Here is a 22,352-nt window from a genome sequence, read left to right as displayed (position 1 = left end):
ACTTTTTGCCTAATGCTTCGATTCCCGAAATAATTAGTATATCCTATTCTTCTGAATTATCTGACGTGTTAAGCTTTTAACAAGTAATAAAATTCTGACAATTCTGGAAGGGGAAAAAATAAATGATTAAAAGCAAGTGGATTTCGATACTATCAGCAAGTGCATTAACATTATCCTTGATGGCGCCGGCAGCAACGGCGGCACCAACAGAAAAATTGCCATCACCAACCGATTGGAACGAAGCACGATATGGCGATAGAATCGATATCGACCAAAGCCTGAACGAACTTTCGCAGGATGCTGATTTCCAGAAAGAAGCTGAAGCGAAGATCAAGGCACAGGCAAGCGGATTGAATGACGAACATACTGGAGGCGGAGAAACTGCCGCTGACAGCACGTTTACAGAAGATCATGGAACAAAATTATTCCTTGACCGCAATCTTTCCTTTAAAGAATTCACACTCCGCAGCATTGGCGACAATGTTGAAATCTGGGTAGCGAACGACCTTGCATACGGACCGGACAATCCAAAACCGGCTGATGTGGTTACTCAAGCGCAAGTGGATAAATTGAAAGCTGAATTTGACAGCAATATCTACCCGGTAGCAACGGAATTCTTCGGCACACCGGATTCATTGGATGGTTCACAATCTCCACTCCCTGGTATGGTCGGACTTCCTGAAGGCTATTACGAAGGTTCTGACAAAGTGATCATGCTCGTTGATAACATAGAGGATGAAGGCTGGAACAATCCATCGTATCCATTCTTCGTAGCCGGTTTCTTCTGGCAGACGATTGAAAATTATACAGACCGTAACATTGTCACAATCGATACAAATTCATGGGAAACACGTCTTGAATCTACATTCTTCGGAACGACTATCCATGAATTGCAGCATTTGATCCAAGCGGACAACGACGGTGCTGAAGAAACATGGTTGAACGAAGGAATGTCCACATTCTCTGAATACCTTGGAGGATACGGACACGGTGAAGGTTCGATCAACTTCTACCTTGATCACCCGGAAAACTCGCTTGTAAACTGGGATGAGCACGGAACAGCTGCAACTGGTCCGGAAACAATTGCGGATTACGGCCAGACTTACCTGTTCACTCTTTATATGTACGATAAATTCGGCAAAGAGTTCATCCGTGAACTGGCAACTGACGGCACAAGCCAGGGAATGGCGAGCGTCAATGAAACATTGGAGAGATACGGTTCTGATAAATCATTCACAGAAGTCTATCAGGACTTCATGGCAGCTTTGACGTTGGATAACTCAGACGTAAGCAGCGACTACAACTTCGACAGCATCGACTTGCGTGAACTGTCGGTTGGAGATGGCGTACGCGGCAAAACAGTCGACTTTGAAAAAGCGTTAACATTTGAAAAAGAAGGCGTTCCAGCGTGGGGCGGAGACTTTAAAGAATTCGACTTTGGGACAGATGTGCGCGGCCTTGAATTTGACGGCGTAGACTTCCTTCCATTGCAATGGGCTACCGCTGCAAACCCAGTGGACGCATCTGAGCAGGTCCTGCATGCCAACAATGGCGACGAAGCGGATCAGGCGTTGATCTTTGGTACAACGGTTCCAGCTGACAACCCGACATTAACTTTCGATCATTACTATGACATCGAAGAGCAATGGGATTACGCAGTCGTACAAATTTCAACTGACAACGGCGAAACTTGGACTTCCCTGGAAAATGAAAACACCCGTACTGACGTAGTCGAAGAAGGTTACCCGGCGATCAAAGAAAATGTACCTGGCTTCACTGGCCATAAATTGGACTGGTCAACTGAAACATTCGACCTTTCAGCTTATGCAGGCCAGAATGTATTGGTATCATTCCGCAACATGACGGACTGGGGCTATAACGATGCAGGCTGGTTCATCAAAAACGTGCAATTGGGCGATTTCTCGGCTGATGGAACTTCAACAGAACAATTCCAGTCACTTGGCCAATTGAAAGGTGAGTATGTCGACTTCACTACGACATTCATCCAAACGAAGAAGAACGGCCAACAGCATGTGTTCAATGTTGATCCGTTCAACGTAACAGAAGAAGAAGCTTTGGATCTTCAAAACGTACTTCGTGAAGGCAATGTGAAAATGATCACTTCATACGCAGCGGAAGAAGGCCAGCGTGAGGCGAAAGAATTCACTTATGAAGTTCAGTACAAAGTGGACAACCCGAACAAAGGCAAAAATAACGAAAAAAGCAAGAATAAGAACTGATCCAAAAGCGGACTGCGGTCCGCTTTTTCTTTTGGGCAAAATTGCGTTATGATAGGAAGGTGGAAGAATTACGTATAAGAAAGGAAGATTATATTGTCAAAAAAATTGGATACTTTCTTGAACGAAAACCTAAACGAACTGAAAGAGCAGGGCTTATATAATGAAATCGATCCCGTTGAAGGACCGAACGGACCAATCATCCAGGTGCGCGGAAAACAACTCATTAATTTGTCTTCCAACAACTACCTGGGTCTGGCAACTAACGAAGACCTGAAACAAGTGGCCAAAGATGCAATCGACAAATACGGTGTTGGTGCGGGCGCAGTCCGTACGATTAACGGTACACTGGACCTTCACGTGAAGCTGGAAGAAAAGCTGGCTGAATTTAAAGGAACTGAAGCGGCAATTTCCTATCAGTCAGGATTCAACTGCAATATGGCAGCGATTTCCGGTGTGATGGACAAAAATGATGCGATTCTGTCGGATCAATTGAACCACGCATCCATCATCGACGGCTGCCGCTTGTCCAAAGCGAAAATCATCGCCTATAAACACTCCGATATGGAAGATCTTCGCCAAAAAGCGAAAGAAGCGACAGAATCCGGACTGTACAATAAAGTCATGGTCATCACGGACGGTGTCTTCTCGATGGATGGCGATATTGCAAAACTTCCGGAAATCGTGGAAATTGCAAAAGAATTCGACTTGATCACGTATGTTGATGATGCACACGGTTCCGGCGTTACCGGCAAAGGAAAAGGAACCGTTAAGCATTTCGGACTTGAAAAAGAAGTCGATATGCAGATGGGCACCTTATCGAAAGCAGTCGGAATTGTCGGGGGTTATGTAGCAGGCAAGCAAAATCTTATCGATTGGCTGAAAGTGCGTTCACGGCCGTTCCTGTTCTCTACAGCTGTGACACCTGGAGATGTTGCGGCAACTACGGCTGCAATCCAAATGATCATCGATTCAACCGAATTGCATGACAAGTTGTGGGAAAATGGCGATTACCTGAAAAAAGGCCTGAAAGAACTGGGCTTTGATATCGGCGAATCCGAAACACCGATCACGCCTTGCATCATCGGCGAAGAGAAATTGTCACAGCAATTCTCGAAACGCCTCTTCGAGGAAGGCGTTTACGCTAAATCGATCGTCTTCCCGACAGTACCTAAAGGCGCAGGGCGTGTACGCAACATGCCGACGGCTGCCCATACAAAAGAAATGCTTGATGAGGCAATCGCGACTTATGAAAAAGTTGGAAAAGAGCTTGGCATTATCAATTAATTTAAAATCGCCCCACCGGTTTTCTCCGGTGGGGCGATTTTTTGGTGCGATCAAAGTTTCTTCATTCTGGCAAAGCTTTTTGCCAGGGTGTATTTTTGCACACCCCTTGCAGCTTGCACGCTTTTATCCGCCAACGCATGAAACTGGGCGTCGTTTTCTTCGAACGCGATTAGGGCGGCAATGGAATGGTTCATCCACGGCTCAGTGAGCTGGCTGTTGAGAGCGGCTGCCCGCTCCAGATCGCCGGAAGCCACTGCGGCGTGAGCCAGATAATAACTGCGCAACGGTTCCCGGTCGATTCCCGCTGCATGCTGCACGGCAATCGCGGGTTGTCCGCGGTGAATAGCCAGTATGGTCCGGTACACCGATTGCATTGCCTCTTGTTTATGGACAGCCAGAATTCGTTCAATGGCCGTTTCGATATCCTGATCATTTCCGTAGCCAAGAGCATAAGGGAAAGCGAAAATCGCTTTGTGGCGATTGCGTTTGATGTACCGTTCGATTTGCCGCAAAGAATTGGAAAAATAGACAGTGTAAATACCCGGCAAGACCATCGCGACGAAATAAAAGACAAGCACTGCGAAAAATACCAGCCAATTGGGTGTTCCAATGGACAAAAAGAATGCCGTAATCGCCATACCTATAAGAAATAATGGTATTAATCGAAGGGTTGTCATCATCTTCCTCCTATCAGGATTCGAATACATCATTTCGCAGTCGATGCCAACTTGCGCCATCAGGGCTTTCTAACAGTATATCAAAAACAATCCTGGCCGGGCATCCGGAAAGGTGTTGTGTTTTTAAAGCGAACAACTTATAATGTCGATATAGCAAAGGCTGTTATATCAAAGTTTAAAGAGTTTAAATTGTGTTTTTGAAGAGGACATGTGTTTTATTCGGGAGGAGTTTTTAACATGAAACGAATTATGATTACAGGTGCACTGGGGCAGATCGGTTCTGAATTGACCGGCAAATTGCGGGAGATTTACGGTGCGGAAAATGTGTTGGCCACGGATATCCGGCCATCGGATGATACGAGTGGACCGTTTGAAATTCTGGATGTAACGGATGCGCAGAAAATGCATGACCTGGCGAAGGATTTCGGCGCGGATACAATGATGCATATGGCTGCATTGCTATCGGCGACAGCAGAAGAAAAACCATTGCTTGCCTGGAATTTGAACATGGGCGGTCTTGTCAATGCGCTGGAAGCGTCACGGGAACTCGGCATGCAATTTTTCACGCCAAGTTCAATCGGAGCTTTTGGTCCATCGACACCAAAAACGGATACTCCGCAGGATACGCTGCAGCGGCCGACAACCATGTATGGCGTCAATAAAGTCGCCGGTGAGTTGCTGTGTGATTATTATTACCAGAAATTCGGCGTCGACACACGCGGTGTCCGGTTCCCGGGATTGGTTTCTTATGTAGCGCAGCCAGGAGGCGGCACGACGGATTATGCAGTCGATATTTATTACAAGGCGCTGGAACAGGGAAGCTATACCTCCTATATTGATAAAGGGACCTACATGGATATGATGTATATGCCGGACGCGCTTCAGGCAATCATTGACCTGATGGAAGCGGATCCCGCCAAACTGGTACACCGCAACGCGTTCAACGTGACGGCCATGAGCTTCGAGCCGGAAGAAATTGCAGCTTCGATCCGCAGACACATTCCGGATTTCCAAATGAACTATGATGTGGACCCTGCCCGCCAGGCAATCGCGGACAGCTGGCCGGACAGCATCGATGCATCAGCTGCAAAACAGGAATGGGGCTTCAAAACCGCCTACGACCTGGACGCAATGACTGCCGACATGCTTGAAAAATTAAAAGTGAAACTGCAAAATGCATAAAAAAGAAAAGCGACTGCGAGAAATGGGCCCAAACTTTTTTGGGCCCATTTCTTTGCGACGAAGCAGCGTAGCGATGCAGGAGCAGCGGTCTTAAAAATAGCTATCGCAATAATGTCTTTCCAGCCGCACAGTCGCGAAAAGCGGAAGTGCCTGTTCAGCTCTGGCAGGTATAAGGCGACCCAGAAAAGTGGCGCTCTTTGCCACGTAGCTGGGTCGCCTTATATCCCGAAGAGCTAGGCACTGGAGACTAGACACAGAGTGGCTTACGACCCGAAGAGCTGGACCGCTGGAGTCTGGACAACGAAAAACGCCCTCCGCAACCGCGGAGGGCGTTTTCTCTTATTATTAGAATAGAAGGTGTGCTACTCCGGCAATGATCGGCAAAGCAATCACTGTACGAAGAAGGAAAATTACAACAAGGTCGAAAAAGTTGACCGGAATTTTGGATCCGAGCAATACTCCGCCCACTTCTGACAGGTAAATCAATTGGGTAACTGACAAGGTCGCTACAACGAAACGTGTCAATTCAGATTCAATTCCTGCACCCAGAATAGCTGGCAGGAACATGTCGGCAAAACCGACAACCATCAATTGTGCTGCGTCTGCTGCTTCGGGAATACCGAGCAAATTCAGATATGGAACGAAAGGTGCTCCGAGAATCGCAAAGAGGGAAGTATACTCAGCCAGAATCAATGCAATTGTCCCGAATGCCATTACCACCGGGGCAACGCCAATCCACATGTCCAGGACGTTTTTAAAGCCGTCTTTGAAGAACTTGCTTGCCGAACGGTTGCTGTCGGCTTTTTCGAGTGCTCTTTCCATGCCGTGCGTCGCCACATTGTATCCTTTCGGAACGTCTTCCGTTTGGGAATCCTGCTCAGAACCATCGATGAATGTCGTTGGTTTACGCGTCAATGGATAAATGCGCGGCATGATCAATGCCAGGATGACACCTGTCAGGATTACAGTTCCGTAATATGGCAGGAAGTAACTTGCAAGTCCAATTTCACCGATGACGACAATAGCAAAAGTAATGGATACAACCGAAAAAGTTGTTCCGATAATAGCTGCTTCGCGCTGTGTGTATTTATTGGCCTCATATTGCTTGCTTGTTAATAGAACTCCAATTGTTCCATCACCGACCCAAGATGCAAGGGCATCGATAGATGAACGGCCAGGAAGGCGGAACAACGGACGCATGATTTTCATCATCATGGAGCTGAAAAATTCAAGAAGCCCGAAATTCATTAATAGGGGCAATAGAAGACCCGCGAACAGGAAGATTGTGAACAAAAATGATAATAATCCTTCTTCCCCGTCCAGCAGAAGACCGCCTGTATATTCGCTCCAAACAGCTTCAGGTCCCAGTTGGAATAGGACCATGAAAGCGAGCACTGCCGCTACAACACGTGTAATTGTCCAAAATAAATTGACATTGAAAAGTTTGTCGAAGAACGGTACTTCAATATCTGTATTCGGCTTTCTGGTTATGTACAACAATGATCCTAACGCAGCAATCGATAATACAACGAGCAGGATCCATGGCACGATTGATGCAATAGCATCTCTCATCCAGTTCGCCAATACAGCGACTGTGACCATCCATTCAGTTTCGCCGGTTTCAGCGTTGGTTACGGGAATCGGAGTCAGGAACAACAGGATCCCAAGTAACGATGGAATGAGAAATAAGAGCCATGTTGACGTAGAAAACTTTTTCATTGATTTTCCCCTTTTCTTTGTGTATCTCAACACATTCTGATTACTGATTATACAGCATTCTTCCCTTTGGAGAACGCTTTCAGTAATACTGTTTATTTTATCTGAAAACAATAGAAAAGCGCAAGCGCCCGTTTAGATTCGAAAGGCATAAGACGATTTGGCGAAGTGGCGTGTTTTCAGCCGCACAGCCAAAGTGGCTTATGACCCGAGAATTTGGGCGCTGGAGTCTGGACACAGCTATTCTGCTTGCTAAGATTTATTAAACTTATAAGTCTATACTATTGTAGAAACAAAAGAAAAAACACCCCTAATTTCAATTAAGAAAAGAGAGGTGCAAAATTTTAGAAGGATTTTTCGAAATCATCATCCCAGCGGTAGTTATAAAATCGTTCTTTCGTCAGCCAGTTTTCCGTTTCCGTGTCGCCCTGTGCCAATTTATGTTCCATTTCTTCAAGCATCCAGGCAGTTTGCGAAATATGTGCTTTCATGGAAGCCATTTTCTGGTCACGGACAGGTGTAATGTCATAGACGGTGTCGGGATTGCCGAGAACTTCGAGCGTATTATTGGCAAACGCTACGCAATGAAGCTTCGGCCGTTCCTCCATGCGGCGAACAGCCCTTACTACAGCTCGCGCCGTTGCTTCGTGGTCGGGATGGACGGCAAACTTCGGATAAAAAGTGATGACCAGAGAAGGATTCAATTCTTCAATAAGATCGGTCATCATGCCAACCATTTTTTCGTCATCTTCAAATTCAATTGTTTTATCGCGCAACCCCAGCATTCGAAGATCTGTCAGACCCATTGCTTCTGCGGAAGCCTTTAATTCTTTTTTCCGGATTTCCGGAAGTGACTCCCTGGTGGCAAATGGTGGATTGCCTAAATTCCTGCCCATTTCGCCAAGCGTCAGACAGGCGTATGTAACGGGCGTACCTTGTTTGATGTGTGTAGTTATGGTTCCTGAAACACCGAACGCTTCATCGTCCGGGTGAGGAAACACGACCAGTACATGCTTTTCTTTTGGAATCGTCATATCTTCTCCCCCTTAATAACTGAATGGTGTTTCGCTGATTTGCAGCGCCACCGCAAGTTTCCCGGTTCCGTCATGCCCTGCAAGCAACAGGCGGCCTTGCTCGTCCATTTCGTAATGGGTGATGCCTTGTGCATAAACCCAGCCGTGCGGCAATTTCAAACCGACGCGGTGCGGGCTGTCACCGATAACTTTTCCCAATTCATAATTGATGACGACATTGCGGATAAAAGCTCCGGCATTGAAAAATGCTTCATTAAAATGGCTTGCATAGGATCCATTTGTGGTTTCCAGGTGAAGATAAACATCTTTCCCGGCGAATGCATCCAATTGGACCTGTAATTTCTTCATTTCGACTAGTTCCACGATAAAACCCTCCTCAAACAATCCGTATCCTTTTAGTATATGGAAAAATTCCAGAGATTGCGATTAGTTAGCTCTACGGGTTCCGAAATAATGTTAGTATAATGAATGAGAGAATTTTCCAACAAAGAGGATGGGGCATATGAAATTAATACTGAAGTTTTTTATTGCCATTGCCGGGATTATCCTGGCCAGCAGTTTGCCGGTTCTGATAAGCGGGTGGCTGAAAGGGGAGTGGAAATGGGGAGTTTATTTTGAATCCATCCGAACGACTCTTGAGGAATTATGGCCGATCAATGAAATCGCTTTTTTCAATTACAGGGCGCAGCAGCCGATGCCCTTGTTTCCGAATATCTACGAATACATAATCTATTCGCTCGAAATTTTATTTATAGCTTTGCTGGTGGCGGTTTTCGTTTCGCTTCTGTTGACCGTTATCACGATGCTGCTTTCTGAGAAAGCGCGTGAACGTGTCAAAATGGCGCTTTATTTTTTGGAGTCGGTTCCGGATCTCCTGATTATTATGCTGGCGCAGCTCACAGTCGTCCTTTTCTTCAAACAGACTGGCATTCTGATTTCGAAAATCGCTGCTGTGGGGGATGACCGTATTTATTGGCTGCCGGTGCTGTGCCTGGCGATTCTGCCGACTATCCAGCTGTATCGACTGGCCATGCTGACGTTCCAGGAAGAAGAGCGGCAGATGTATGTGGACCTTGCCCGTGCGCTTGGTTTTTCGAAAGTCTATATCGTTCTGGTCCATATGTTCCGGAACGCCATCATCAGTGTTTTTTTTCAATCCAAAAAAACGATGTGGTTCATGCTGTCGAATCTTTTCGTTTTGGAGCTGATGTTCAATCTGCCGGGAATCATGCTGTTCCTGCGTGATAATATGTATCCCAGCGCTTTTCTGGTAACTGTATTCAGCTTTTTCCTTCCGATGTTTGTGTTGTACAGCTTCGGCGAGTGGTATTTTGTGCGCCGCTTGCGCGGAAAGGGGGCGGTGTAAATGTGGAAGCAGCCTTATTTTGTTACAGGCTTCAGCATTCTCGCCTTTTTCCTGGTCGGGAGTTTTGTCTATGAATGGATTTTGGGGGACGTTCCCCGCCAGATTTTTTACCTGATGGAAAATGGCCGCGCAGTGGAAGGCCCGCCGATTTCACCGAATTGGCAATACCCTCTTGGAACGGACCAATACGGCTACGATCTGCTGGGCAAACTCATGCTTGGCGCCAAATACACGATACTGGCGGCATTGGCCGTAGCGGCTTTGCGGATGCTGATTGCGGTGCCGCTCGGGTATATTCTTGGCACTTATCTGGACAAACACCGCAAATGGATCTCGAGTTTAGCCGATTCGATGCATTATATTCCGCTGACATTGTTTGCAGCGTATGTTCTGAGACCGGTCCTTTGGATGCCGCCGGATGGTTTTACCAGCACGATTTGGGAACGCATCGGCCTGCAGGTCGTCATTATGGCTTTGCTGACCGTTCCGATAGTGGCTATACTGGTCGCCAATGAAGCAGCCCTGCTGCGGGATAAGGAATACATACTTGCCGCGAAAACACTCGGCGCCGGCCGTTTGCGCATCATCCGCAAGCACCTGTATCCGCAGATGCGCGAGAAAATTGCAGTACTATACGGCCAGCAGGTGATGCAGACATTTATTGTTTTCGCTCATCTCGGCTTGCTCTCCCTGTTCCTCGGTGGCACAAAAGTCAGTTATGAGCCGATGTTGGCAGATCCCCCGATGTCGATTTCCTATGAATGGGCTGGATTGTTCGGCTCGACATTCCGTTACCTGCAGGGAGCCCCGTGGCTGCCGCTGGCTCCCGTGCTGTTCATCGGCCTGGCGATTTTTGCGGTTTCCCTGATGATGGAAGGCTATTTGCGCTCCATAAATCCGAAAGTCAAAGTGCGCAAAAAAGAGGCAGCAAAAGATCCGGTTGTGGAATGGAACCGTGAGCAGCTTCGTAAACAAATGATAAGAGTTAAAGGAAATGAACTGCGAAATGAAAATTAAGGATTCAAAAACAAAACCCTCACATAATGTGGGGGTTTTGTTTTCTGCAGGAACCGATGACAGGAACAGCGAATAAATAAATGTACCTTCATATCTAACTCAAAGGGGATATAAAGATGATTGAAATCAAAAGTTTGTCGGAATGTACCGTGGAACAGGCGGTGGTAGCCTGGAACAGAGGTTTTGAAGGGTATCAATTTGACATGGCCACGACCACGGAGGCTTTCTCAAAAAGAATGGAGACGGAAGAGCTGTCGAAAGAGTTGTCAGTGATGGCTTTTGCAGAGGGAGAACCCGTGGGGCTTGTCCTTAATGGAATCCGGCAGTCGGGCAATTGGAAAATCGGCTGGAACGGCGGAACTGGTGTAGCGGTGCCGTGGCGCAAAAAGGGTGTAGGAAAAGAGATGATGGAGAAGACGTTCCAACTCCTGAAAGCTGAAGGGGTCGAAATTGCAACGCTCGAAGCGATTGCAGGAAATGGCAAAGCGATCGAATTATATAAGAAGCTTGGTTACGAAATTGTCGACGATCTGTTTTTCCTGCAATTGGACGGGGCGGTGGATGGGAAAAAGACAGACGGTTCCGAATCGTACTCCATCCGCCCAGCCGAGCCGGAGGAAATTGGAACCTTGCCGTTTTACCGCGGCGATTTTCCATGGCAAACTCATTGGCAGAGCGTTCGTGACGGGGAAGGTAGAATTGTTGCCAATGTCCAAGGGCAAGATATCGGCTATGCCTTCTTCCGGACTTTGAAAGATGAGCAAGGGAACGCTGCCCGCACCATACTATATCAATGCGAAACGGATCCGAAAGCAAGCGAAAGAGAAGAAATCGCTGGTCTGTTGATTGATGAAGTCTTCGGCCACTTCAGGGACTCCATTAATCGAACCGCCGTCAATGTGCCAGTGACAGAAAATGCGGTCACCTATCAAGTTTTGAAGGATAAAGGCTTTGAAAAGAGCATTGCGCAGGTTTTCATGAAAAAGAAGCTGTAAATCAAAAAAGGAGGACGCAGAAAATGCGTCCTCCTTTCTATTGGAGCAAGAAACATACTTACAGTTCCAATACTTCCACTTCCGGTTTCGTAAATTTATTTGCAGCGCCGTGCATGACGGGACCGACGTATTCGTTCAGTTTCCAGCCGTGTTCGATGGCAGTTGAGACGAAAATTTTGGCGTTCAACACAGCATCCTTCACGGATTGGCCGTTTGCAATGTTTGCTGTGATGGCAGCAGCGAATGTACAGCCGGCGCCGTGGTTGTAATCGGTATCCGTTTTCGGTGCTGTCAGCAGGTAATGCTTTTCGCCGTCAAACAGTAAATCAGCGGCTTTTTCATGCTTCAGTTGCTTGCCGCCTTTGACGACGACGAATTGTGCGCCGCTTGCATGGATTTTTTCAGCAGCTGCCTGCATTTCCTCAACAGTGCGGATCCGGCCGAGACGTGACAGTTCGCCGGCTTCGACCAGGTTCGGTGTTACCACTTTGGCGTTCGGCAATAAATACTTGATCATTGCATCGACATTTTCAGGGAACATAACTTCGGCTTCGCCTTTGCAGGCCATAACAGGGTCGATGACGACATCTTTGATGCCGGAAGCGGCAATTGCTTCGCCGGCCGCCTGGATGATTTCAGCTGTCGGCAACATGCCGGTTTTGAGTGCATCAATGCCGGTCGAGAAAGCTGTATCCATTTGTGACTTGAGAGTATCAACCGGAATCGGATGGACCCCGTGGCTCCAATTATTATTCGGATCCATGGTGACGATGACCGTCAAAGCGTTCATTCCGTAAGTGCCATGTTCCTGGAAAGTCTTAAGATCGGCCTGGATGCCGGCGCCGCCGGAAGTATCGGATCCTGCAATTGTTAATGTTTTTTTGAGTGTCATGTATATAACTCCTTTAATAGATAGAATGTTTGCTATGTTTCATTTTAACAAAACGCCCTGCATTTACAATCCATTGGGCTTTTGAGGCCAAAAAAGCAGAATGGAAGTGAGCGCGCCGATCAGTGCGAAGGCTGCTGCAAAACTTCCCATTACCCAATGCCCGCTTCTGAAAAGACCAAATGCGATAAAAGATGTTAAAATGGTGAAAATTGCGATGACGGCAGCAAGACAGCCGACACCGGCAGCTTTGGCGCTTTCGGGTGCAGTTTCGCCTTTTGTTGAAGATACGGTTTTGATCTTTTCAAGCCAGTCAGCCATGGGCATTGCTCCTTTTATCCCGAAAAAATCCGGTTGGATCAACTGACATTCAGTGGGGATGAAGTGAGCCCCCCTGAATGAGGTTTCTCTTTATAAAAATATCGTACCACGACAATCAGCTGAAAAAAATAGAAAGAGGGATGTCAATTGGCAAAGGATCCGAAACTGACAGAAATGGAACGGTTGCTGGAAGAAATGAAAGGCAAAGAAGGAACCGAGGAATCGGGGTTTTGGAAATCGATGAAAGTGATGATGGGCGTTTTCCGCAATTCATTTCTTTTATTGATCGCCGCAGGGTTGCTGTTGTTGATCGCCTTGCCGCTCGGAACCTGGTGGATGATCCAAGGGGGCAGCACAGCGACCGAGAGCAAAAGCGCTTTCCTTGAGAGGATGCAGGATCTCAACGAATTATCGACGGCAGAAGCCTATTCGAAAGTTATCATCAAACAGGAAGACAATAAAGTCTTCGGCAAGAGTATCGGATTGGATCTGCCGGGCACGAAGCGGGAACTGCTGGTCGTGATTCCCGGGTCCGTTCGGGCAGGGATCGACTTCTCGCAAATCACGGAAGATGATATTGAAGTGGATGATGAAGCGAAAACGGCGACTCTCACATTGCCGCACGCCGATTTCCTGGGCGGTCCTGAATTATTCATGGATAAAGTGGAGATTTATTCAAATGAAGGTCTGTTAAGCGGGGGAAGAGAATTTCCCGAAGCCTATGAATTGGCGGAGGAAGCGAAGCAGATGATGCTGGAGGAAACCCGCGGACAGGGCGTGCTTGACCTGGCGGAAAAAAACGCTGCACGTTCGGTTGAAGAAATGTTCCAATTGGTGGACTATGATGTAACGGTAAAGTTTAAAGACTGAGGAGTGAAGGCTGTGAACAAGAAGATTTTGCCCAACGATTGGCAGGAAGTGGTTGGTGAAGAATTCGACAAACCCTATTACTTGAAACTTCGTGAGTTTTTAAAGGAGCAATACGAAACGGCAACGGTCTATCCACCGAAAGACGAAATCTGGTCGGCTTTTGAACATACGGCTTACAAGGACGTTAAAGTCGTCATCCTGGGGCAGGATCCATATCATGGGCCGGGCCAGGCACACGGCTTGAGTTTTTCCGTCAAACCCGGCGTTAAAATTCCGCCGAGCCTGCGCAATATCTTCAAGGAGTTGAACGATGATATCGGCTGCGAACAACCTTCAGACGGCACTTTGACCAAATGGGCGGACCAGGGCGTCATGATGCTCAACACCGTATTGACCGTTCGGCAGGGTGAAGCCCATTCCCATCGCGGGAAAGGCTGGGAAACGTTTACCGACGAAGTGATCCGTACATTATCTGATCGGGAGGAACCGGTGATCTTCGTGTTATGGGGCAAACCGGCGCAAACCAAAAAAGGGTTGATTGATCTGGCGCGCCATGACGTCATTGAAGCGCCGCATCCGAGCCCGTTCAGTGCAAGGCGCGGTTTTTTCGGCAGCAGGCCTTTCTCAAAAGTGAACAGCCTGTTACAGCAGCGCGGAGAACCGCCGATAGATTTCTGTTTGGACTGACGACTGGATTGAAGGCGTGTTAATATAAAGGATGATATATAAAAAGGGGGGTTACTATGGCCGTCGGACATGAACGCGTAATTACAGAAATAGAAAAACATGCACGCCAGGCGCGTGGCGGAGATGCTGCGAAAATGCGGGAATCCCTTGCAGCAATCCGCGCACTTTGCGACCTGTTGCTTGAGGGCGAGGAGCAGCATGCTCCACCAGCGCCAGCGCCTCGCGCGACTCCGCTGTCAGCGCCCCCCGTGCAGCAGCCTGTCCTGTCCCAAAAGAAACTGGTGGAAGAAGGGGCAAATGGCGATTCGCTGTTCGAATTTTAATGGGAATGAGGAATAAAGAATGAAATTTTTCTTGATTGCCGGAGCTGTCAATGCTTTACTGAGCGTGGCATTCGGCGCATTCGGCGCGCACATGCTGGAAGGCCGCGTCGCTGATAAATATTTGGACACATGGCAAACTGCCGTTCAATACCAGATGTTCCATTCAATCGGGCTGATGGTCGTCGCGATATTGATGAGTTCGTCGCTTCTTGGCCCATTGGGGTCCTTGAGCTGGGCAGGTTATCTGATGCTTGCCGGCATCGTCATTTTCTCCGGCAGCCTGTATGTCTTGAGCCTGACCGGCATCAGCATATTAGGCGCAATTACGCCAATCGGCGGCCTGGCATTCATCGCCGGCTGGATCTTGCTGATCATCGCTGCAACCAAAGCGCTATAAAGAAGGAGGAAAAGCTGTCCGCGAGTGAGATGCGGGCAGTTTTTTTGATGTGCCGGGGAATGGCTCGTATTTCGTTCAGTTCAGATGGGAATATGCTGCGGATAGTAAATAGGAGATTCCGGACAGTATTTTTGATTTGCGGACAGTATTTCATCGGTTCCGGACAGTATTTCATTCTCTCCGGACAGTATATCCAGAAAAATGGAAATAGAGGGGATGTGAAAACGTCGGTTGAGTGAAAAATGGCTTCAAAAAGTATAAATTGAGGAGATAAATTAGCCAATAAAATCCAATATATTTTATTGCATAAATCGAGGTGCGGAAATATGCTCCTGAGGTGCGGAAATGGGGTGGAAGGTGCGGAAATCCATCGGCGAGGTGCGGTCACGAAATATCTGTTTAATTTCTCCAAAAAAGTCGCCTCTACCGTCCCCATAAATAAATCCCCATGAAAAAAAACCGCCCAAAAGGCGGCTTTCAATCAATCCATCAACTTAAACTTCCAAAAACTTCACGATTTTTTCTGCATCAAGGCGAGTGCCGACGTAGAACGAACCGAATTCAGCATAACGAGCGCTGACTTCGTCAAAACGCATTTCGTAGATCAGCTTTTTAAACTGGAGAACGTCATCTGCGAACAGCGTTACGCCCCATTCGTAATCGTCAAAGCCGACTGAGCCGGAAATGATTTGTTTCACTTTGCCCGCATAGCTGCGGCCGATTTTTCCGTGGGACAGCATCAAATCTTTGCGCTCGTCCATTGGCAGCATGTACCAGTTGTCGTCGCCGTCGCGGCGCTTGTCCATCGGGTAGAAGCAGATGTACTGCGAACGCTGAAGTTCCGGATACAGACGCGAACGGACATGCGGGTTCTGATATGGATCTTCTTCTGATTTCCCTGCAAGGTAGTTGGAAAGTTCGACTACGGACACGTACGAATACGTCGGAACCGTGTAAGCGACCAAAGTCAGCTTGTTGTATTCCGTTTCAAGTTCCTGTAATTCGTCCATCGTTTCGCGCAATAGCATCAGCATCAAATCTGCCTTTTGGCCAACGATTGAATACAGTGCGTGTGCGCCGGTTTTATTTTCATCGGCTATGTTTACCTTGTCCATAAATGCCTGGTATTCGTTGATCGCGAATTGGCGTTCTTCGTCCTCAAGCATTTTCCATGATACCCAGTCCATCGAACGGAAATCGTGGAGGACGTACCAGCCGTCTAATGTGATTGCTGCTTCATTCATCTGTTAAACACTCCTTATAATGAAAATCTCTCAAAAACAGTTTATCATACCCACGCATCGAGTTGCTTCGAAAGAAGTGCCTGTCACCAATTTGACATGACCATCGTTCCTTTTCACGGAACGCCCCGTAAGGTAAAATAAAACCAAGCGACAGCTTTGAAGAGGAGAAACAATAATGCCGTTATTTACTGAAGAAACTGAATGGCGTTTCTGGGATCAGTCCCTGAGCGCAAAAAATAGATCCGCGCTCGAATCTTTTGCAGCGGACGATTTGCTTTGCGAACTGGTCGGATCCGGCGTGAGCGCACCGACCATCCGGACATGGGTGCACGATGACACCGTGGTGCTCGGAATCCAGGACCACCGCCTGCCGCATATCGATGAGGGACTCAAAGTATTGAAGGAAAATGGCTTCACCCCGATTGTCCGCAATTCGGGCGGCCTGGCCGTCGTCCTGGACGCAGGCGTGCTGAACATTTCAATCGTGTTGTCCGAAGAGGAAAGTGCCATCGATATTCCGGAAGGCTACGACATGATGCTGGAACTGGTTCGCATGCTGTTTCCGGAAGCGGAGATCGAAGCCTATGAAATCGTCGGCTCGTATTGCCCCGGCTCCTACGACCTCAGCATCGGCGGCCGCAAATTTGCCGGTGTCTCGCAGCGCCGCATCCGCAAAGGGATTGCGGTACAGGTTTATCTGTGCATCGAGGGCAGCGGCGCCGAGCGCGCAGAATTGATCCGCGACTTTTATGAAGCGGGATTAAAGGGAGAAGAAACGAAATTCGCTTACCCTTCCATCCAACCTGAAACGATGGCTTCCTTGAGTGAATTGCTCGGCCGTGACATTACGGTGGCGGAAGTGGTGGTCGATTTGTACAATCTTCTCGAAGAGCCAGTGCTGAAACCATTGCAGCCGGAAGAAACCGAGCGCTACGGCTATTACCTGACTCGGGTAGTGGAGCGCAATGCGAAAATGCTGAGCTCATCTTGAACAGGTTGAATGCACTGGTGTAAACTGGTAGGAAACAGAAAAACCTGGAGGTGCGCGTGTGGATTATGCAAATCAGAAGTTAGCAGAAGAAAAAGTATTCAAAGATCCGGTTCACCGGTATATCCACGTACGCGACCAAGTCATCTGGGATTTGATCAATGCCCGCGAATTCCAGCGGCTGCGGCGCATCAAGCAGCTTGGCACGTCCTATCTCGTATTTCATGGTGCGGAGCACAGCCGTTTCAGCCATTCCCTTGGTGTTTATGAGATTGTCAGAAGAATAAACGATGATATCTTCCACGAGCGTCCGGAATGGGATGAAAGCGAACGCCTCGTCGTCCTGTGCGCCGCTCTTTTGCATGATTTGGGCCACGGCCCGTTTTCGCATTCATTTGAAAAAGTTTTCAATGTCGATCACGAGGATTTCACCCGTGAAATTCTGCAGGGCGATACGGAAGTGAACAGCATCCTGAAGAAAGTCTCAGCAGAATTCCCGAAGAAAGTAGCGGAAGTCATCGGCAAAACCTATGCCAATAAACAAGTGGTTTCGCTCATTTCAAGCCAGATTGATGCGGACCGCATGGATTACCTGCAGCGCGATGCCTATTACACCGGCGTTTCCTACGGCCATTTTGATATGGAGCGGATTCTCCGGGTCATGCGCCCGTTCGAGGACCAGGTCGTCATCAAATCCAGCGGGATGCACGCGGTGGAAGATTACATCATGAGCCGCTACCAGATGTATTGGCAGGTGTATTTCCATCCGGTGGCACGCAGTGCGGAAGTTATACTCCGCAAGATTCTTCAGCGCGCCAAATATTTGAGCGGGCACGGCTATAAATTCGAGCAGCCACCGACCCATTTCCTGGCCTTTTTCGATAATTCATTTACCTTAAAGGATTACCTGGCACTGGATGAAGGCGTCCTGATGACTTATTTTCAGTTGTGGCTCACCGAACGCGACCCGATACTTTCGGATCTTTGTGACCGGTTCGTCAACCGGCGCCTGTTCCAATATGTCGATTTCGATCCGGGCAAGGATTACAAAAAGCTTGGGGAACTGACTCAATTATTCGAGAGGGCCGGCATCGATCCGGAATATTACCTGATAGACGATTCAACTTCCGACCTGCCGTACGATTTTTACCGGCCGGGAGAGGAAGAAGAGCGGCTGCCGATCCATCTCCTGATGCCGAATGGCGATATCAAGGAGTTGTCGCGCCTGTCCCAGATTGTCGATGGCATTTCCGGCAAACGCCGGACGGACTATAAACTGTATTTCCCTGCGGAATTATTAATAGATGGACAGAAAAAGGAAATCAAACAGCAAATACTTGAACTGTTAAGAGAAGGAGGGGTTTGATTGCTTCAGGAACACGCAAAAATAGTGGACTTCATTTCCACAGCGGAAGGTGTAACCGGACGCAAAAAATTGCAGAAGATGATATACATACTGAAGAAAATCGGCATGCCGTTCCAGGAAAAATATGAATTTCATATTTACGGCCCGTATTCGGAGGAATTGACTGCCCGCGTGGAGGAACTGTGCGACATGGGCTTTATTCATGAACAGAAAGAGGACAAAAGTTCGTACGTCCAATACCGCTACACGGTAACGGATGAAGGGCTCGAATTCCGCAATGCACTGGGGAAACCGGAGCTTGCCGATGCTGCGCACGCGGTGAAATTGAACGGCAAAAGTGCCAGATTTTTGGAATTGACGGCCACCCTGCTGTTTTTCGATGACCTGGAACAGAGTGAGCAGATTGCAAAACTGCACAGCGTAAAAGGAAAGTTGAATTTTACGCAGGCAGAAATTGCGGAAGCCTTTGCTTTCATAGGAGAATTAAGGCAGTGATTTCAGCAAAATAAAACGGCTTCCGCAATGGAAGCCGCAAAATGTGCCTATGTTATTGTCCAGACTCCTGCGGCCAAGCTCTTGGGGTCATAAGTCAATCTGGCTGTGCGGCTGCTCCTGCATCGCTACGCTGCTTCGTCGCAAAGAGATGGACCCCAAAAAAGTTTGGGCCCATCTCTCGCAATCGCTTTTCTTTATTGATCTGAATAAAGTTTACCGTTAGTGCCGTAACTGTTTTTCTGGATGTCTTCGATGAAAACGACGACTTTCTCGGCTGAGGCACCGGTTGTTTCAGTAACAGCTTCAGTGACTTTTTCGATAAGCGCGCGTTTCTGTTCTTCCGTCCGTCCTTCGAGCATTTTAACCGTAACGTATGGCATAATGGACACAGCTCCTTTTCTTTGGGTTCAACCTTATCATAGCAGAATGGAGGGAATGTACACATGTCCAACAATGAAAAACCAAAACAAAAAGTAGGATTCACCATCATAAAAGATGATCCGACTGGCGGCCACAAAGGCTACGGCATTGGCTCGCTTTCCCTTGAAAATGTTTCGCCCCTGTTCATCGATGTCGAAGAACAGGAAGCCTTCATCGACGTTGGGGCGATGCATGCACGCAGCCAAGTGGAGAAAGGCATCAAATTCACCGTTAACCGCGAAGATTCGGCAGGCGGCAAGGATTATTGGCTGATCTGGATCACCATCGATTTTAATCCTGAAGGGCCTTACTATGCGGGAGTGACCGCCTGCGAAATGGTCGTTAACCGTGAAAAACGTAGGGGCTACAAGATTCTGGCTGACCACGTCAACCGCATGGATAAGTCGATGAAACGCAAAATCATGGTTGATAATATGGACGCACCGTCAAAACGTGTACTCGCCGAATACCTGCGAAGCCACAACCCTGAAATGTGGCAGCGCAGCGAGGAACAGCTCCACCAGGAATTGGACGTATAAGTTTATGGAAGGAAGAGCTTCGGCCGAAATGGCCGAGGTTCTTATTTTTGTCCACTTTTCCAGCTGAGTATAAGATATTTATTTGCTGTGTCCGATATTTTTCTGCCTTTTTTGACCGAAAAATGACATTTCAAAATGGGTATAAGAGGCAGTTGAAGTTACGGAGAAAACGAAGTACACTAGGGATACAGCTTTTTAAAATAGAAAGCTAGGACACCTGTCGGCAAGCAAGTGCCGTGAGCGATTGTGAGTAAACCCAAGCCCAATGCCTCATGTCACTTTCTTCGCTTAACAGGATTAAAAAGGCTTTCTGTGGAGGGAAAATATTCTCTGTACAGAAAGCCTTTTTAACTGGAGAATGAGCACAGCTTTATTAATGTGAAGGTTCTTATAAACCAGTATTGCGATGTCCAGACTTCAGCGCCCATCTACATGGCCGCTTCCGCTTTTCTTATTTTCCTGAATAATATTGCACCAGTCGGGTAAAGAGGACTGTATGAAAAATTGTATTGCACTTTCGCCCAAAACACTTATACTTTTTTAAGTGATTAATATAATGGAAAAAGGAGTTTGATTATAGATGGCAGGATTCTGGTACACAGAAAAGCAGACCGAGAATTTCGGAATTACGATGAAGATCAACAAGACGCTTCATACGGAGCAGACGGATTTTCAATATTTGGAGATGGCTGAAACGGCGGAATGGGGCAATATGCTGTTCCTTGACGGCATGGTCATGACGTCGGAAAAAGACGAGTTCGTCTACCATGAAATGGTTGCACACGTGCCCCTTTTCACTCATCCGAACCCGGAAAATGTGCTTGTTGTCGGCGGCGGTGACGGCGGCGTGATCCGCGAAATCCTGAAGCACCCTTCTGTGAAGAAAGCGACGCTGGTCGATATCGACGGCAAAGTGATCGAGTACTCGAAGAAATTTCTGCCATCGATTGCATCCGGCCTTGAAGATGCGCGCGTGGAAGTGATTGTGGGGGACGGCTTCATGCACATCGCGGAATCGGACAACGAATACGACGTCATCATGGTTGATTCGACTGAACCGGTCGGCCCGGCTGTGAATTTATTCTCCAAAGGATTTTATGCCGGCATTTCGAAAGCGTTGAAAGAAGACGGTATTTTCGTGGCGCAATCGGACAACCCTTGGTTCAAAGGTGATTTGATCAAGCAGGTCCAAAGTGACGTGCGGGAAATTTTCCCGATTACGAAATTGTACCTGGCCAACATTCCAACTTATCCAAGCGGGCTGTGGGCATTCACGATCGGTTCGAAAAAGTACGATCCGTTGAATGTGCCGGCTGAACGTTTCCATGATATCGAAACAAAATACTACACGAAGGAGCTGCACACCGCGGCGTTTGCGCTCCCTAAATTCGTGAAAGATATGGCAGGCGAATAAAATATGAGATTCGACGAAACTTACTCAGGCAAAGTATACATCAAAAGCCATCCGAATTACGATGAGTCAAAAGCGGTATTGTACGGCATGCCCATGGACTGGACAGTCAGCTACCGTCCCGGTTCCCGTTTCGGTCCGAACAAAATCCGTGAAGTGTCAATCGGACTGGAAGAATACAGTCCGTACCTGGACCGCGAACTCGAGGACGTTAAGTTCTTTGATGCGGGCGATATTCCGTTGCCATTCGGCAATCCGGAAAAATCATTGCTTGAAATCGAGACTTACGTTCATACCTTATTGAAAGACGACAAAATTCCGATGGGCATGGGCGGCGAACATTTGGTTTCTCTGCCGGTCATGCGGGCTGTCGCCAGCAAGTACGACGATTTGGCGATCATCCACTTCGACGCGCACACCGACCTGCGTGAAAACTACGAAGGCGAAGAATATTCACATTCGACGCCGATCCGCAAAATCGCGGACCATATCGGACCGCAAAATGTCTATTCATTCGGCATCCGCTCAGGGATGAAAGAAGAATTCGAATGGGCAAAAGAACAAGGCATGCACATCTCGAAGTTCGAAGTTCTTGAGCCGCTGAAAGAAATCCTGCCGACGCTCGACGGACGCAATGTCTACGTGACGATCGACATGGACGTCTTGGATCCGGCGCACGCACCGGGCACAGGAACCGTCGACGCAGGTGGCATCACATCCCGCGAACTGCTGGCATCCATCCACGCCATCGCTGCATCCGGCGTCAACGTTGTTGGATTCGACCTGGTGGAATTGGCACCCGTTTACGACCATTCCGACCAGACAGCGAATACCGCAAGCAAGCTGATGCGTGAAATGATATTGGGTTGGGTTAAATAAAATCGTATGAAT

The 22,352-nt window shown here is 47.9% G+C and carries 24 protein-coding genes; 16 read left to right on the top strand and 8 right to left on the bottom strand.

Features of this window, described 5'->3' with window-relative positions; genetic code table 11:
• Positions 1-122: 122 nt before the first annotated feature.
• Together DIJ65_RS01640 and DIJ65_RS01635 are read left to right on the top strand one after the other, a co-directional pair.
• Positions 123-2,240: an immune inhibitor A domain-containing protein gene (locus DIJ65_RS01640; protein ID WP_071151750.1), complete on the top strand. Its 2,118-nt coding sequence runs from the start codon at positions 123-125 to the stop codon at positions 2,238-2,240.
• 93 nt (positions 2,241-2,333) lie between these two features.
• A complete protein-coding gene (locus DIJ65_RS01635) occupies positions 2,334-3,524 on the top strand; it encodes a glycine C-acetyltransferase (protein ID WP_071151751.1) in 1,191 nt (396 codons plus the stop codon).
• Between the two features lie 50 nt (positions 3,525-3,574).
• Here DIJ65_RS01635 and DIJ65_RS01630 read toward each other — a convergent pair whose 3' ends face one another.
• Positions 3,575-4,201: a hypothetical protein gene (locus DIJ65_RS01630; protein ID WP_071151752.1), complete on the bottom strand. Its 627-nt coding sequence runs from the start codon at positions 4,199-4,201 to the stop codon at positions 3,575-3,577.
• A 237-nt stretch (positions 4,202-4,438) separates the two neighbouring features.
• Between DIJ65_RS01630 and DIJ65_RS01625 the strand changes: the two genes are divergently transcribed.
• Positions 4,439-5,383: an L-threonine 3-dehydrogenase gene (locus tag DIJ65_RS01625; RefSeq protein ID WP_071151753.1), complete on the top strand. Its 945-nt coding sequence runs from the start codon at positions 4,439-4,441 to the stop codon at positions 5,381-5,383.
• 345 nt (positions 5,384-5,728) lie between these two features.
• On the opposite strand, the gene DIJ65_RS01620 is transcribed toward DIJ65_RS01625, so the two are convergent.
• The 3 genes from DIJ65_RS01620 to DIJ65_RS01610 all read right to left on the bottom strand — a co-directional run bounded on the left by DIJ65_RS01620 (position 5,729) and on the right by DIJ65_RS01610 (position 8,481).
• Complete coding sequence (locus DIJ65_RS01620) at positions 5,729-7,102, bottom strand: YjiH family protein (RefSeq protein WP_071151754.1); 1,374 nt, start codon at positions 7,100-7,102, stop codon at positions 5,729-5,731.
• A 341-nt stretch (positions 7,103-7,443) separates the two neighbouring features.
• Positions 7,444-8,133: a bacillithiol biosynthesis deacetylase BshB2 gene (gene bshB2 / locus DIJ65_RS01615; RefSeq protein ID WP_071151755.1), complete on the bottom strand. Its 690-nt coding sequence runs from the start codon at positions 8,131-8,133 to the stop codon at positions 7,444-7,446.
• Positions 8,134-8,145: 12 nt separating this feature from the next.
• Positions 8,146-8,481, bottom strand: coding sequence for a YojF family protein (locus DIJ65_RS01610; protein ID WP_391527591.1), 336 nt, complete (start codon positions 8,479-8,481; stop codon positions 8,146-8,148).
• Between the two features lie 154 nt (positions 8,482-8,635).
• Here DIJ65_RS01610 and DIJ65_RS01605 point away from each other — a divergent pair, with 154 nt between their 5' ends.
• From DIJ65_RS01605 to DIJ65_RS01595, 3 genes are all read left to right on the top strand, one after another.
• The gene (locus DIJ65_RS01605) at positions 8,636-9,499 is read left to right on the top strand and encodes an ABC transporter permease subunit (RefSeq protein WP_230321292.1); all 864 of its coding nucleotides are present in this window, start codon (positions 8,636-8,638) and stop codon (positions 9,497-9,499) included.
• Entirely contained in the window at positions 9,500-10,516 is a 1,017-nt protein-coding gene (locus tag DIJ65_RS01600) for an ABC transporter permease (RefSeq protein ID WP_117300232.1), read from the top strand.
• 116 nt (positions 10,517-10,632) lie between these two features.
• Entirely contained in the window at positions 10,633-11,511 is an 879-nt protein-coding gene (locus tag DIJ65_RS01595) for a GNAT family N-acetyltransferase (protein WP_084226044.1), read from the top strand.
• A 58-nt stretch (positions 11,512-11,569) separates the two neighbouring features.
• On the opposite strand, the gene thiD is transcribed toward DIJ65_RS01595, so the two are convergent.
• Together thiD and DIJ65_RS01585 are read right to left on the bottom strand one after the other, a co-directional pair.
• Positions 11,570-12,403: a bifunctional hydroxymethylpyrimidine kinase/phosphomethylpyrimidine kinase gene (thiD, locus tag DIJ65_RS01590; RefSeq protein ID WP_071151757.1), complete on the bottom strand. Its 834-nt coding sequence runs from the start codon at positions 12,401-12,403 to the stop codon at positions 11,570-11,572.
• Between the two features lie 63 nt (positions 12,404-12,466).
• On the bottom strand, positions 12,467-12,721 hold the full coding sequence (locus tag DIJ65_RS01585; protein WP_071151765.1) for a hypothetical protein: 255 nt from the start codon (positions 12,719-12,721) through the stop codon (positions 12,467-12,469).
• A 147-nt stretch (positions 12,722-12,868) separates the two neighbouring features.
• On the opposite strand from DIJ65_RS01585, the gene DIJ65_RS01580 reads away from it, so the two are divergent.
• Genes DIJ65_RS01580 through DIJ65_RS01565 form a run of 4 tightly spaced genes read left to right on the top strand, consistent with a single transcriptional unit; the run spans position 12,869 to position 14,998 of the window.
• Entirely contained in the window at positions 12,869-13,591 is a 723-nt protein-coding gene (locus DIJ65_RS01580) for a DUF4230 domain-containing protein (RefSeq protein WP_071151758.1), read from the top strand.
• A 12-nt stretch (positions 13,592-13,603) separates the two neighbouring features.
• Entirely contained in the window at positions 13,604-14,278 is a 675-nt protein-coding gene (locus DIJ65_RS01575) for a uracil-DNA glycosylase (RefSeq protein ID WP_117300230.1), read from the top strand.
• Positions 14,279-14,334: 56 nt separating this feature from the next.
• Complete coding sequence (locus DIJ65_RS01570; protein WP_117300227.1) at positions 14,335-14,601, top strand: YwdI family protein; 267 nt, start codon at positions 14,335-14,337, stop codon at positions 14,599-14,601.
• Between the two features lie 19 nt (positions 14,602-14,620).
• Positions 14,621-14,998 carry a DUF423 domain-containing protein gene (locus DIJ65_RS01565; protein ID WP_071151759.1) on the top strand — a complete coding sequence of 126 codons (378 nt, stop codon included), beginning with the start codon at positions 14,621-14,623 and terminating at the stop codon, positions 14,996-14,998.
• A gap of 494 nt (positions 14,999-15,492) precedes the next feature.
• On the opposite strand, the gene hemQ is transcribed toward DIJ65_RS01565, so the two are convergent.
• Entirely contained in the window at positions 15,493-16,242 is a 750-nt protein-coding gene (hemQ, locus tag DIJ65_RS01560; protein ID WP_117300225.1) for a hydrogen peroxide-dependent heme synthase, read from the bottom strand.
• 175 nt (positions 16,243-16,417) lie between these two features.
• On the opposite strand from hemQ, the gene DIJ65_RS01555 reads away from it, so the two are divergent.
• Genes DIJ65_RS01555 through DIJ65_RS01545 form a run of 3 tightly spaced genes read left to right on the top strand, consistent with a single transcriptional unit; the run spans position 16,418 to position 19,091 of the window.
• Positions 16,418-17,233: an octanoyl-[GcvH]:protein N-octanoyltransferase gene (locus DIJ65_RS01555; RefSeq protein WP_071151762.1), complete on the top strand. Its 816-nt coding sequence runs from the start codon at positions 16,418-16,420 to the stop codon at positions 17,231-17,233.
• A 58-nt stretch (positions 17,234-17,291) separates the two neighbouring features.
• Complete coding sequence (locus DIJ65_RS01550; protein WP_117300223.1) at positions 17,292-18,596, top strand: HD domain-containing protein; 1,305 nt, start codon at positions 17,292-17,294, stop codon at positions 18,594-18,596.
• On the top strand, positions 18,597-19,091 hold the full coding sequence (locus tag DIJ65_RS01545; protein ID WP_117300221.1) for a YwgA family protein: 495 nt from the start codon (positions 18,597-18,599) through the stop codon (positions 19,089-19,091).
• Between the two features lie 194 nt (positions 19,092-19,285).
• Here DIJ65_RS01545 and DIJ65_RS01540 read toward each other — a convergent pair whose 3' ends face one another.
• Entirely contained in the window at positions 19,286-19,471 is a 186-nt protein-coding gene (locus DIJ65_RS01540; protein WP_117300219.1) for a 2-hydroxymuconate tautomerase, read from the bottom strand.
• Positions 19,472-19,534: 63 nt separating this feature from the next.
• On the opposite strand from DIJ65_RS01540, the gene DIJ65_RS01535 reads away from it, so the two are divergent.
• The 3 genes from DIJ65_RS01535 to speB all read left to right on the top strand — a co-directional run bounded on the left by DIJ65_RS01535 (position 19,535) and on the right by speB (position 22,340).
• On the top strand, positions 19,535-20,050 hold the full coding sequence (locus tag DIJ65_RS01535; RefSeq protein WP_117300217.1) for a YwhD family protein: 516 nt from the start codon (positions 19,535-19,537) through the stop codon (positions 20,048-20,050).
• Positions 20,051-20,630: 580 nt separating this feature from the next.
• A complete protein-coding gene (gene speE / locus DIJ65_RS01530; protein WP_117300215.1) occupies positions 20,631-21,464 on the top strand; it encodes a spermidine synthase in 834 nt (277 codons plus the stop codon).
• Positions 21,465-21,467: 3 nt separating this feature from the next.
• On the top strand, positions 21,468-22,340 hold the full coding sequence (speB, locus tag DIJ65_RS01525; protein WP_117300213.1) for an agmatinase: 873 nt from the start codon (positions 21,468-21,470) through the stop codon (positions 22,338-22,340).
• Positions 22,341-22,352 lie beyond the last annotated feature (12 nt).

Source organism: Planococcus salinarum (genome assembly GCF_007004625.1).
Classification (GTDB): Bacteria; Bacillota; Bacilli; order Bacillales_A; family Planococcaceae; genus Planococcus; species Planococcus salinarum.
The sequence above is the reverse complement of the archived record's forward strand: the minus strand, read 5'-3'. Positions and strand labels throughout refer to the sequence as shown.

Coding starts and splice junctions, on each gene's coding strand:
- DIJ65_RS01640 (WP_071151750.1), top strand. CDS start 123: ATGATTAAAAGCAAGTGGATTTCGATACTATCAGCAAGTGCATTAACA.
- DIJ65_RS01630 (WP_071151752.1), bottom strand. CDS start 4,201: ATGACAACCCTTCGATTAATACCATTATTTCTTATAGGTATGGCGATT.
- DIJ65_RS01625 (WP_071151753.1), top strand. CDS start 4,439: ATGAAACGAATTATGATTACAGGTGCACTGGGGCAGATCGGTTCTGAA.
- DIJ65_RS01620 (WP_071151754.1), bottom strand. CDS start 7,102: ATGAAAAAGTTTTCTACGTCAACATGGCTCTTATTTCTCATTCCATCG.
- bshB2 (WP_071151755.1), bottom strand. CDS start 8,133: ATGACGATTCCAAAAGAAAAGCATGTACTGGTCGTGTTTCCTCACCCG.
- DIJ65_RS01610 (WP_391527591.1), bottom strand. CDS start 8,481: ATGAAGAAATTACAGGTCCAATTGGATGCATTCGCCGGGAAAGATGTT.
- DIJ65_RS01605 (WP_230321292.1), top strand. CDS start 8,636: ATGAAATTAATACTGAAGTTTTTTATTGCCATTGCCGGGATTATCCTG.
- DIJ65_RS01600 (WP_117300232.1), top strand. CDS start 9,500: ATGTGGAAGCAGCCTTATTTTGTTACAGGCTTCAGCATTCTCGCCTTT.
- DIJ65_RS01595 (WP_084226044.1), top strand. CDS start 10,633: ATGATTGAAATCAAAAGTTTGTCGGAATGTACCGTGGAACAGGCGGTG.
- thiD (WP_071151757.1), bottom strand. CDS start 12,403: ATGACACTCAAAAAAACATTAACAATTGCAGGATCCGATACTTCCGGC.
- DIJ65_RS01585 (WP_071151765.1), bottom strand. CDS start 12,721: ATGGCTGACTGGCTTGAAAAGATCAAAACCGTATCTTCAACAAAAGGC.
- DIJ65_RS01570 (WP_117300227.1), top strand. CDS start 14,335: ATGGCCGTCGGACATGAACGCGTAATTACAGAAATAGAAAAACATGCA.
- DIJ65_RS01565 (WP_071151759.1), top strand. CDS start 14,621: ATGAAATTTTTCTTGATTGCCGGAGCTGTCAATGCTTTACTGAGCGTG.
- hemQ (WP_117300225.1), bottom strand. CDS start 16,242: ATGAATGAAGCAGCAATCACATTAGACGGCTGGTACGTCCTCCACGAT.
- DIJ65_RS01555 (WP_071151762.1), top strand. CDS start 16,418: ATGCCGTTATTTACTGAAGAAACTGAATGGCGTTTCTGGGATCAGTCC.
- DIJ65_RS01540 (WP_117300219.1), bottom strand. CDS start 19,471: ATGCCATACGTTACGGTTAAAATGCTCGAAGGACGGACGGAAGAACAG.
- DIJ65_RS01535 (WP_117300217.1), top strand. CDS start 19,535: ATGTCCAACAATGAAAAACCAAAACAAAAAGTAGGATTCACCATCATA.
- speE (WP_117300215.1), top strand. CDS start 20,631: ATGGCAGGATTCTGGTACACAGAAAAGCAGACCGAGAATTTCGGAATT.
- speB (WP_117300213.1), top strand. CDS start 21,468: ATGAGATTCGACGAAACTTACTCAGGCAAAGTATACATCAAAAGCCAT.